General features: G+C 44.4%; 11 protein-coding genes. 4 read left to right on the top strand and 7 right to left on the bottom strand.

Translation table 11 applies throughout. The features are described 5' to 3' along the window. Positions 1-82: 82 nt before the first annotated feature. Positions 83-1870: an elongation factor 4 gene (locus A0256_16990; protein ID AMR32992.1), complete on the top strand. Its 1788-nt coding sequence runs from the start codon at positions 83-85 to the stop codon at positions 1868-1870. Positions 1871-1966: 96 nt separating this feature from the next. Further along, positions 1967-2848, top strand: a complete 882-nt coding sequence (locus tag A0256_16985) for a bifunctional 5,10-methylene-tetrahydrofolate dehydrogenase/5,10-methylene-tetrahydrofolate cyclohydrolase (protein AMR32991.1) — start codon at positions 1967-1969, stop codon at positions 2846-2848. A 64-nt stretch (positions 2849-2912) separates the two neighbouring features. On the opposite strand, the gene A0256_16980 is transcribed toward A0256_16985, so the two are convergent. From A0256_16980 to A0256_16950, 7 genes are all read right to left on the bottom strand, one after another. Further along, positions 2913-3701, bottom strand: coding sequence for an inositol monophosphatase (locus tag A0256_16980; protein ID AMR32990.1), 789 nt, complete (start codon positions 3699-3701; stop codon positions 2913-2915). Then, complete coding sequence (locus A0256_16975; protein ID AMR32989.1) at positions 3679-4158, bottom strand: hypothetical protein; 480 nt, start codon at positions 4156-4158, stop codon at positions 3679-3681. Before A0256_16975 ends, A0256_16980 begins: the two co-directional genes overlap by 23 nt. Then, positions 4151-5323: a diacylglyceryl transferase gene (locus A0256_16970; protein ID AMR32988.1), complete on the bottom strand. Its 1173-nt coding sequence runs from the start codon at positions 5321-5323 to the stop codon at positions 4151-4153. The genes A0256_16975 and A0256_16970 overlap by 8 nt, the downstream gene beginning before the upstream one ends. A gap of 30 nt (positions 5324-5353) precedes the next feature. Next, on the bottom strand, positions 5354-6673 hold the full coding sequence (locus A0256_16965; GenBank protein AMR32987.1) for a tRNA (N(6)-L-threonylcarbamoyladenosine(37)-C(2))-methylthiotransferase MtaB: 1320 nt from the start codon (positions 6671-6673) through the stop codon (positions 5354-5356). Between the two features lie 123 nt (positions 6674-6796). Continuing rightward, complete coding sequence (locus A0256_16960) at positions 6797-7360, bottom strand: 3-octaprenyl-4-hydroxybenzoate carboxy-lyase (GenBank protein ID AMR32986.1); 564 nt, start codon at positions 7358-7360, stop codon at positions 6797-6799. 168 nt (positions 7361-7528) lie between these two features. Beyond that, positions 7529-8407: an exopolyphosphatase gene (locus tag A0256_16955; GenBank protein ID AMR32985.1), complete on the bottom strand. Its 879-nt coding sequence runs from the start codon at positions 8405-8407 to the stop codon at positions 7529-7531. After that, a complete protein-coding gene (locus tag A0256_16950) occupies positions 8404-10458 on the bottom strand; it encodes a polyphosphate kinase 1 (protein ID AMR32984.1) in 2055 nt (684 codons plus the stop codon). The genes A0256_16955 and A0256_16950 overlap by 4 nt, the downstream gene beginning before the upstream one ends. A 145-nt stretch (positions 10459-10603) precedes the next feature. Here A0256_16950 and A0256_16945 point away from each other — a divergent pair, with 145 nt between their 5' ends. After that, a complete protein-coding gene (locus A0256_16945; protein AMR34596.1) occupies positions 10604-11095 on the top strand; it encodes a YajQ family cyclic di-GMP-binding protein in 492 nt (163 codons plus the stop codon). Positions 11096-11388: 293 nt separating this feature from the next. Beyond that, entirely contained in the window at positions 11389-12081 is a 693-nt protein-coding gene (locus tag A0256_16940) for a hypothetical protein (protein ID AMR32983.1), read from the top strand. Positions 12082-12126: the final 45 nt, after the last annotated feature.

Here is a 12126-nt window from a genome sequence, read left to right as displayed (position 1 = left end):
TGAATTTTATAGCCGTAGCAAGTTAGCTAAATCGCTTAAATTATGCCGAATTATCCGCCTAAAAAGTTATTTTTGCGACTGAATGAAGCACATACGTAATTTTTGTATTATAGCCCATATCGACCACGGCAAAAGCACATTGGCCGATAGGTTATTAGAGTATACCGGTACCATCACCCAGCGCGAAAGCCAGGCACAACTGCTTGACGATATGGATCTTGAGCGGGAACGCGGGATCACTATCAAGAGCCACGCCATCCAGATGGATTACGAACTCGACGGGCAAAAATATGTTTTAAACCTGATTGATACCCCCGGGCACGTGGATTTTTCCTACGAAGTATCCCGCTCCATAGCAGCCTGCGAAGGTGCATTGCTTATTGTAGATGCTGCACAGGGAATACAGGCGCAAACCATATCCAACCTTTATTTAGCGTTGGAAAACGACCTGGAGATCATCCCGGTTTTAAATAAAATGGACCTTCCCGGCGCTATGCCTGAGGAGGTGAAAGATCAGATCGTTGAACTGATTGGCTGTAAACGCGAAGATATTCTGGCGGCATCCGGCAAAACCGGTATGGGTGTTTTTGACATCCTGCGTGCCATTATAGAGCGTGTGCCTGCCCCAGTTGGCGACCCTGAGGCGCCGCTGCAGGCGCTGATCTTCGATTCGGTTTACAATTCTTTCCGCGGTATTGTTGCCTACTTTAAAGTGGTGAACGGTGAGATCCGTAAAGGCGACCGTGTGAAATTCTTCGCTACCGAAAAACAGTATATTGCTGAAGAAGTAGGTACGCTTAAACTGAAACAATCGCCTAAGGACGTGATCAAAACCGGCGACGTAGGTTATATTATTTCCGGAATAAAAGAATCGCGCGAGGTAAAAGTTGGTGATACCATCACTACCATCGCCCGCCCTTGTGAAGGTGGTATCCAGGGGTTTGAAGAAGTAAAACCAATGGTATTTGCGGGTATTTACCCGGTTGATACCGATGATTACGAAGAGCTGCGCGAGTCTATGGCCAAGCTGCAGTTGAATGATGCATCGCTGGTTTTTGAGCCGGAATCATCTGCTGCATTAGGCTTTGGTTTCCGATGCGGGTTCCTGGGCATGCTGCACATGGAGATCATCCAGGAGCGTTTGGAGCGGGAGTTTAACATGACGGTGATCACCACGGTACCCAACGTATCGTACATCGCCTATACCACCCGTAACGAGCCGATCATCGTTAATAACCCGTCGGACCTGCCCGATCCAAGTAAGATAGATTTTGTTGAAGAGCCCTATATTAAGGCTACCATCATTACCAAATCAGATTTTGTTGGCCCGGTGATGTCGCTGTGTATTCAGAAACGCGGGTTTATCAAAAACCAGTCCTATTTAACATCAGATCGGGTAGAACTGGTGTTCGAGATGCCAATGGGCGAGATCGTATTTGATTTTTACGATAAGCTTAAAACCATCAGTAAAGGTTATGCATCGTTTGATTATCACCAGATAGGTTACCGCAGATCAGATTTAGTGCGTCTGGATATCAAGCTGAACGCGGAGCCGGTTGATGCTTTGTCGTCACTGATCTTCCGGGGTAACTCTTACGATTTCGGTAAGAAGATCTGTGAAAAACTGAAAGAGCTATTGCCGCGCCAGCAATTTGAGATCATTATACAAGCATCCATTGGTGCCAAGATCATTGCCCGCGAAACGGTTAAGGCAATGCGTAAAGATGTTACCGCCAAATGTTACGGTGGTGATATATCTCGTAAACGTAAACTGTTAGAAAAACAAAAGGCTGGTAAAAAACGCATGCGCCAGGTTGGTAACGTAGAGATACCACAAAGCGCGTTTATGGCAGTGTTGAAACTCGATTAGGCCCCCCAGCCCCCTAAAGGGGGAGCTTTTTGATAAGCAACAGGGCCGGGCTTATAAATATTATTCACCCTTGAGGGGGTTAGGGAGCTAGAAATTATGCAATTACTCGACGGAAAATACGTATCGGAAAAACTTAAGGTAGAAATCGCTGAAGAGGCGGCGGAAATTCTGGCGCGCACGGGCCGCAAACCGCATTTGGTAGCGGTACTGGTTGGGCACGATGGTGGCAGCGAAACTTACGTGGCCAGCAAAATGAAGAACTGCGAAAAGGTTGGTTTCAAATCATCGCTGGTGCGTTATGAAGATACCGTTAGCGAAGAAGAATTGCTGGCTAAAGTTGCCGAACTGAATGCCGATGCAGATATCGATGGTATCATTGTACAGCTGCCACTCCCAAAACATATCGACCCGGAGAAAGTTACCGAGCGAATTGATCATCGTAAAGATGTAGATGGTTTCCACCCGGTAAACCTGGGCCGCATGCAGCGTAATCTGCCATCTTTTATTCCGGCAACACCTTATGGCATCACCCTGATGCTGAAAGAATACGGTATTGAGACCGCCGGTAAACATTGCGTTGTAGTCGGTCGCAGCAATATCGTGGGCTCTCCTATGAGCATCCTGATGGCCCGCAATACGCAGCCCGGTAACTGTACCGTTACCATTTGCCACAGCAAAACACCCGATATTAAAAAATTTACGCTGGACGCCGATATCCTGATCGTAGCGATCGGTAAAAAGAACTTCATCACGGCCGATATGGTGAAAGACGGCGTGGTAGTGGTTGACGTTGGTATGAACCGCGAAAGCTCCACGGTAACAAAATCGGGCTACAAGCTTTTTGGTGATGTGGATTTTGAGAACGTTGCAGCAAAAGCATCCTGGATAACGCCGGTACCCGGTGGAGTTGGCCTGATGACCATTATTGGCTTGTTGAAGAATACCTTAAGCTCTGCTAATAAGGAAGTTTATCAGTAGTAAATTCTTCGTTAAATACGTCAAAAACTGCCGGGAGAAGTGAGTTGGGCGGCTGGCCGTTCAATTAAAAATATTTTTGGATGTAGGCCAGCATCTCATTTGTGATTTTTCCGTTCGTGGCTAATAGTTCCCGGGTGTTCAGCACTTCGCTGCCACCTTTAAAGTTGAGTACTTCTCCCCCGGCTTGTTTTACGATAACAATACCGCCAGCTACATCCCAGGCATTCAAATTGTATTCGTAATAGCCCTCAAAGCGGCCGCATGCGGTGTAAGCCAAATCCACAGCGGCAGAGCCTAACCTGCGCAGACCATGGCAATTACGCATCAGCTCGGTAAATAGTTCGATATACGCAGCCTGCTTGCGGAAATCATAATAGGGAAACCCCGTGGCGATGAGGCTATCCGCAACGCTTGTTTTGTTACTCACCTTGATCTCTTTACCGTTGAGATATGCCGGCGAATCGATATGTGCGTAAAAGCATTCGTCCTGGTTGATCTCGTACACTACCCCCAAAACCAGTTCATCATTTTTCTGCAGTCCAATGCTCACTGAATATACCGGGAGGCCATGAATGAAATTAGTGGTGCCATCCAGCGGATCGATGATCCAATTGTACGTGTCGCCTATTTTGGTGGTTGTTTTCTCTTCCGTGATAAAACCTGCTTCAGGCAGGATCTTCTCCAGGCCTGCTACAATTTGCTGCTCAGCCGTTTTATCCACGTAAGATACCAGGTCATTGAGTCCCTTGTATTCTATCTTATCCGGATCAAAGGTTAAACGTTCCTGGCGGATAAACTGGCCGGCTGACTTAGCTACTTCGGTTACGTTATTAATGATTTGGTTGTACTTCATGCTGATGGTGCTGACGGAGTGATAAACTGAAAGAGAAAAATTTATGTACAAAGTAACTCGCAACAAATAAACTTAAGGCTGCTCCTACACGGGCATAAGGGGCATAAACATGCAGATTTTTTATTAAAATAGTAAGTACGCCTAAATTAGCAAAGAAGCCAACGAATGCAACCGCTGAAAACCGGATAAATTGTTGTGCAGGGGATGTTTCTGAAGCTTTGAAGACCAGCAATTTAGTCATGGTAAAATTTACTACCACTCCAAGGCTGTAAGAAATAGCCAAAGCAAGCGAAGAATTGCTCACCGGAAAAGTAAATATTAAATAGGATGGCCTTTTAAATACCACGTTAAACAGCATATAAAACAACAGCATATCTACCAAAAAACCGGCACTTGCCGAGAGTAAGAATCTGATGATATGGCTTTTGGTGATCTTATACCAAAGATTTTTAGCCATTTACCAAATTTGATTTTTTGTAGCGCGAGTGACCGAAATAAATTAGTCCCGCACCTGCTATCACCATAATCAGGGAGATCATTTCTGCTTGTGTAAATGAAATACCGGCAACATTGTACCGCGTATTTACCCGGATCAGTTCAATCAGGAACCTTTCGATACCATTTAGAATCATGTAAATACCAAACAACACGCCTGGCGCTTTAACTTTGGTGCGGATCTGCCATAGAAAAGCAAACAACAACAAACAAGCTACTGATTCATAAAAGGATGTAGGATATACCGGAAGCAACAACTCATTACAAAATTTTCCAATGCAATCAGCAATATGGTTACCCTTATCAACTTCGTTAACGTTATGCGGGAATTTAAAGCTCCACATCCAGTCGGGTGCCCAGCTTAGCCAGCCCGGTTTTGCATTAAGGTTAGGGATGCCCCAGTCACCATCGCCAGACATTTGGCAGCCTATGCGGCCAACGGCATAAGCCAGCATCATTCCGGCAGCGCCGATATCCAACATATCCAGCGGTTTTACGCCATTTTTATTAGCGATGTATAATACTGCTGCACCGCCGCAAATTAAGCCCCCGTAAAAGGTTAAACCGCTAAAACCGATGAGCATACCAACCGGGTCGGCCATAAAATCGTTCCAGTTCTCTAATGCATTGAAAATCTTGGCGCCTGCAAAACCAAATATGGCGGCCCATAACAATATGCTGCCCATCAATTCGTGTGGGTGTACGGTAACCCGGCGTTTTTCGGGCTTTGGCAATTGCTGCTTTTTAGATTCGTAATAAGCCCAGTATGCAAATAAAGCCGCAAAAATAATACCCCCGATAAAGTTGCCTTTTGTTGATAAAAGAAACTCCTGGGGGTTATCAATCAGCGCGGAATAGTGCAGTACTGCATCAACCACCTTATAGCCGAAAATAAATCCAAAAATTCCGTTACCTGCCAGTTCGCCCGCAGAAGCAGGCTCTCCAACCATCACATCCTTTTGTGCCGATTGAATGTACCCTGCTTTCTCTTTACGCTTAAATTCCTGCGTGAATGACCAATAAGCCGCCATAAAGGCAAGTGCCACAAAAAACCCAAAAGTTTGGATAGGCAATGGAATATTTAAACCGGTAAGGTAATGTATAAGCGAGGAAATGGTTGGGAACATAAGCAGGTATTTGTGAGGGCGAATATAGGTTTAATGCACTAATATTTCCGTGCCTTCTGTTATTTCAACATCACCATCTGATGAAATTGCGGTTAACGTTACGGTCCTGAGCTCGTTGACGAGTACCGGGTCGTACTTAGCTTTTACCTTCACATAGTTACGTGTAAAGCCATGCATAAAGCCCTCTTTTATATCCCCTTCAAACAAAACCTCATCGGTTCTGCCTAATTGGGTTTCGTAAAAAGAGCGGCGCTTCTTTTCAGACAGGATATGCAGCATCTTGCTCCTGTCGGCACGTGCCGATCCTGGAACAGACCCGCTCATTTCAGCAGCAGGCGTATTCTCCCGTTCAGAATAGGTGAATACATGCAGGTATGAGACAGCAATATCGTTCAGAAAGTTGTACGTATCGATAAAGTCTTCGCGGGTTTCACCAGGGAAGCCAACGATAATATCCACACCTATACAGCAATTTGGCATTACCTGTTTTATTTTCGCAACACGACTGGCGTAAAGGTCGCGCCGGTAACGGCGGCGCATCAGGCCCAGGATCTTATCAGACCCGGATTGCAGCGGAATATGGAAATGCGGAACAAATCTTTTAGAAGTAGCCACAAACGCAATGATCTCATCGCTGAGCAAGTTAGGCTCGCAGGAAGAAATGCGGATCCTGTCGATACCTTCCACCTCATCCAATGCTTTTACCAGGTCGAAGAATTTGTCTTCCCTGCTGCCATTGCGGATCCCGAAATCACCAAGGTTTACCCCTGTAAGTACGATCTCTTTTACACCGGATGCAGCAATTTCGTACGCCTGTTTAATTACATTCTCAATGGTATCGCTGCGGCTGCTGCCACGCGCCAGTGGAATGGTACAAAATGTACAGGAATAATCGCAGCCATCCTGTACCTTCAAAAAGGTACGGGTGCGGTCGCCAAAGGAATACGAAGGCACAAACTCGTTGGCTTCGGATACCGGCTGGTTATAAACTAATGTTTTTGGGTTCTTGGTTAGATCGGTCAGGTAATCAACGATCTGAAATTTCTCTGCCGCGCCTAAAACCATATCAACGCCGGGAATTTCAGCAATCTCTGCCGGCTTCAATTGCGCGTAGCAGCCTACTATGGTTACATAAGCGTTAGGCGAGATCTTAAGCGCTTCCTTGACAATCTTTTTGCATTTTTTGTCCGCGTTTTCAGTTACCGAGCAGGTATTGATCACATAAACATCTGGTGTATCAGTAAAATCTACCGAAGTAAAGCCGGCCTGGGTAAACAAGCGTCCTATCGACGATGTCTCCGAGTAGTTGAGCTTACAACCCAGCGTATAAAATGCAACTTTCTTATTCATTTTGAAGCCGCAAAGATACAGGTTTTGTTGGAACGTTAAAAGCTTATAAAATTCGGTGCTTGTTTGGTAAACGTAAAATTAAACAAACAAAACAGATAATATTTAAACGCTAACCGCTAATCATCATTTTCCGTCCCATCTGTAACTCTCATGCTCCAACCCTATTAAGTCAATGATTCTGTTCACTACCGTCATGGCTACCTCTTCAATCGTTTTGGGCTTGCTGTAATAGGAAGGTATCGCAGGGCAAATAATACCGCCGGCTTCGGTCACCGTTTGCATATTACGGATGTGAATGAGGTTTAGCGGGGTGTCGCGGGCTACGAGGATTAACCGGCGGCGTTCCTTCAGCACCACATCGGCTGCACGGGTAATTAAGTCATCCGATACGCCCGAAGCAATACGCCCCATGGTACCCATGGAGCAAGGCACAACCACCATTGTGTCAAACCTGGCAGAGCCCGAAGCAAATGGCGCCATAAAATCGTTTTTACGGTAAAACTTAAAAGGGTAATTTGTAAACGCGGTGTTATCTAATTCAAACTCCCAAACCTGTTTGGCATTATCAGACATGACCACACCTACCTCTGCAATCTGGTCTTGTAGTTTCTGCAAGGTATCCAACAGTAATTTGGCGTATATCGCTCCGCTTGCCCCGGTTACGGCCACTACGATTTTTTTCTTCATTATTCACACAACAAACGTAAGGAACTAAAGTTAGGAGCAAAAAAAAGGATCGAGTATAAATACCCGACCCTACATCTACCTATGAAAAACATGCCTTTTGACGGGCATTACAAATGTACTAGTTGTTTTCCGATTTATGAACAATTTATTAAAATAAATTTAACCTGCTTAACCAATATTTTTTTCTATAAGTGTTTGAATTATACCATCCACCATGCCCACAGTTGGTACAAACATACTTTTAATATTAGCGCACTTTAATACGGTTAAATAAATCTCGCAGGCGGGGATGATTACATCGGCCCTGTCCTGGTTTAAGCCTAAAACATTTATACGCTCTTTCATAGAGTAAGAGTCGAGATAATTGTAAAGCGATTTTAGTTTGGTATACGTAAGCGGCGCATTATCTTTCTCATTAGAAAGTTTATATAGCTTGTTGATATTACCCCCCGTGCCAATGCCAAAAATATTTTTCTGGTGCTTGGTTTGCTCTTTGATAAACTCCTTCATTTCGTTCCAGGTTTCTTCTTTATCCTGGTTATCGAGGATACGGATAGTACCCAGATTAAAGGACTGAGAAGCCAGCAATTCCCCCCGGGAGAATAGCGATAGCTCCGTGCTACCACCACCAACATCAATATAAAGATAGTTTTTATCCTTATCGATCTCGATCTCAGCATGGCTGGCGTAGATGATCTTGGCCTCTTTTTCGCCGTGGATAATCTCCAGGTCGATGCCCGCCTCTTCTTTTATCCGGGCCACCACCTCCTGGCCGTTCTTCGCCTCGCGCATGGCCGATGTGGCACAGGCCATGTAATCTGTCACTTTAAATACATCCATCAGGTTTTTAAACGCCTGCATGGATTTTACCAGGTCATCGGCTTTTTTATCAGAAATATGCTTGTTTAAAAAAGCATCATCACCAAGTCGCACGGGTACACGCACCAGCGTGTTTTTCTTAAACGACACAGAGCCGTTATTTTCTATAATGTTAGCGATCAGTAACCTAACAGCGTTAGAACCAACATCAATTGCAGCGTATCTCAATTTGCAGGGGTTTTGGGTTTGAGGTAATTGTATATATCTATTTGTGCGCGGGTTAATGTCTCGGCACTTGTTTTATGGTATTTATTAACGGCGCTGCCGGTAATTTGGCGGGCTTTAGTGTTATCGCTCAGCTGGATATCAATAATGTCCCTGATCTCTTTCCGAAGGGCCTCATCATATATCGGAAATCCAACCTCTACCCTGTTATCGATATTACGGGTCATGAAATCGGCCGAGGTGAGATAGATCAGCTCATCGCCTCCATTGCAATAGATATGTACCCGGGCGTGCTCCAGGTATTTATCAACAATACTGATCACCTCTATATTCTCGCTGAATCCTTTAATACCAGGGATCAGGCAGCACATTCCGCGGATAATCATTTTGATCTTTACACCCGCATTGCTTGCCTGGTACAACTTGGCTATCATCTGCTCATCGGCCAGGCTGTTCATCTTAAAGATCATGTAGGCTTTTTTCCCGGCCTTCGCATTTTTTATCTCACAATCTATCAGTTTGTAAATTGCCGGGCGCGAATCTATAGGGGAAACGATCAAATTCTTCAGTCCTTGCGGCAGCTGCAATTTACCAAGAGCCCTAAAAACATTCACCATATCGGCGGTGATCTTTTTATTGGCCGTTAGTAAAGTATGGTCGGCATAGGTCTTTGCGGTCTTCTCGTTAAAGTTACCGGTAGACAGGCACGCATAATAAGCAGGTTTCCCCTTTTCCATCCGGGTAACCAGGCAAATTTTGGAATGTACTTTGTAACCGTCGATGCCATAAAGTACGTTTACCCCCTCTTCCTCCAGCCTGTTGCTCCAGTAGATATTGTTCTGTTCATCAAACCGGGCACGCAGCTCCACTAAGCAGTTTACCTTTTTACCGTTTTTGGCAGCATTGATCAAAGCGTAGATGATCTTGGAATTGTCAGCCAAACGATAAACGGTTATGCTGATCTCTTTAACCTTTGGATCAATAGCCGCCTCGCGCAAAAAGTGGATGATATAATCAAATGATTCATAGGGTGTGCTAATGAGGTAATCGCGTTTAGCGATCATGCCCATCAAACTCTTGCCAAAAGATAAACCCTCCAGCGGTAAAGCCCGCTGCTTGGTATACTCCAGTTCCGGGCGGCCAACGTTAGGGAAATTAATAAAATTTTTAAAATTATGGTACCTGTTGCCCGGGATGAGATTCTCGCCCAGCAGGCGCATCTTCTTAACCAGGTAACCCAGCATATCAGGCGGCATTTCGTTATCAAACAATAAACGCATGGGTTTGCCTTTGCGCCTTTTTAAAAGGCTTTTGGCCAGTGAATCGATGAATTTAACGCTTACTTCCTTATCCAGGTCCAGTTCCGCATCACGGGTTAGCTGAATCGAGTAGGCTTCTATGCTATCATGTTCGAAAATGAAAAAGATATCTTCGAGACTATAGCGAATGATATCATCCAGTAAAATGATAAATTTTAGCTTGTTGGTTTCGGGCAATACTAAGAACCGTGATAAACTGTCGGGAATTTCTATCAGTGCGTACCGGAATTTTTTTCCCTTAGTCAGCTTTACAAAAAAGTAAATGGCCCTGTCGCGCAGTTCCGGCAACGGCAGGTCATCATCCAGCATAATCGGAACCAATGTTGACAGCAACCGCTCGCGGAAAAAATCCTTCACAAATTCGCCGCGCGTTACGTTGAGTTGCTTATCATTCAGCAAAAAGATCTTTTCTTCGGCAAGTTCCTTTACAATGATGTTCTCATAAAGGTTATTGAACTTCTTTTCCTGCTTTACAACGATGTTCTTGATCTGATTAAGCAGCTTCTTAGGATTATAGCCGAGAATTTCTTTTGCCTTTTCGTTAAGATTAGAGAGGCGGCTGAGTGTAGCCACCCTAACGCGATAGAACTCATCCAGATTAGACGAGAAGATGGCTAAAAACTTAATCCTTTCAATAAGCGGAACTGTGGGGTCGGCAGCCTCCTGCAAAACCCTGTCGTTAAAATATAACCAGCTTATTTCCCTGTTTATTAACGGAATGTTTTTAGTATCCATAAAGCACAAATCTGCTTATTTATTTGTTAAGATTATATTAAGTAATTGTAATGAGTGTAAAGCAGGTAAACCAAATATCTGCATTATAGTTGATAGCTTATGCAAATCTTACATTAGCTTTGCAGAACAAAAACCAAAAAAGACGATGCCTTCATTTGATATAGTAAGCAAGATAGACGGCCAAACGCTGGATAACGCTATCAATACCGCCAAAAAAGAGATCCTGAACCGCTATGATTTTAACGGCAGCAAGAGCAGTATAGAATTGGATAAGAAAACAAACGAACTTACCGTGGTTACCGAAAACGATATGCGCCTTAAAGCTATTATCGACAGCATCATCAGCCGGATGATGAAGCAGGGCCTTGATGCCAAAGCGCTGGATTTTGGTAAAGAAGAGTATGCATCGGGCAACATGATCCGCAAAGAAATAAAGATCAAGGAAGGTATCGACAAAGAAGCTGCCAAAAAAGTGATCAAAAAGATCAAAGACAGCAAGCTAAAGGTGGAAGCATCGATTATGAACGACCAGGTGCGCGTAACCGCCAAAAAGATAGACGACCTGCAAGCCGTGATCAGCCTGTGCCGTACGGAAGATTTTGGCCAGCCCTTACAGTATATCAATATGCGGGCCTGATCATCAGGTAAAAGCCCACTCCTTACCATGATCTATCAATTTGCAATGAGTGGCTCTTTGATATCTTCCTGTTAAGTGCATTCCCGGGCGGTACTCATACCGCTACCCGGGTTTTTGTTTTTTGCGATCTCTGCCTTTGCTTTTTGGTGGTCTCAACCGGCTCATTTTCCAACTTACTGTATTGCTATCCGCAAGCAATTTTAAGAGCAGATTATATCGGCAACTGATACTCCGATCTGGAGTAACCTAAGTGATTATACTAAACAAAACCTATCCGCTTGTGTTAGAATACAATGAGTGCGATTAATTTTGACTGGAACAAGATTTTCCTGGATGACTTGAATTTTTCTTTCGCGTTAGAGATCCTGATGCGAACGATAATTATGTTCATTATGGTGTTGGTGATACTGCGGCTATCGGGAAAAAAAGGAGTCCGGCAGTTATCGCTCTTTGAGGTTGCCATAATAATTAGTCTTGGTTCTGCCCCGGGCGACCCAATGTTTAATGAGGACACCCCAATCGTTCCGGCACTGATTGTGTTTTTGGTGATTGTACTTGTTTACCGGTTCATAACCTGGCTTGCTGTACGATCTGAACGCATTGAGACTTTGTTAGAGGGCGATCCTGAATATGTGATTGAAGATGGCAGATTTGTGCTGTTAGAAAAAAACAAACATACTTTTGCAAAGGACGAGTTTTTGTCTGAAATGCGTCAGAAGAGCATAGAACATCTTGGTCAGGTGCGTGTAGCCATTTTGGAAACAACGGGAACGGTAAGCTTCTTTTACTACGACGATGGTGAGGTTATCCCCGGCTTGCCTGTACTGCCTAAAGTTTATGATTTGGCCAGTAAAGAAATTAAATCACCCGGAGTTTACGCCTGTATCTATTGTGGCAATGTTGAAAATTTAACAGCCCCTGCCTGCTGTTCACGCTGTGACCAGGAAATTTGGGTAGCAGCCATTGATACCAAAAGGATTGCCTGACCCTTATTCTTACGGATTTGATTAGCAAATTCGACAGATGGCAAT

Origin of the sequence: Mucilaginibacter sp. PAMC 26640 (assembly GCA_001596135.1) — a bacterium.
Classification (GTDB): Bacteria; Bacteroidota; Bacteroidia; order Sphingobacteriales; family Sphingobacteriaceae; genus Mucilaginibacter.
Note: the sequence above shows the minus strand (reverse complement) of the source record. Positions and strands in the feature narration are given on the sequence as shown.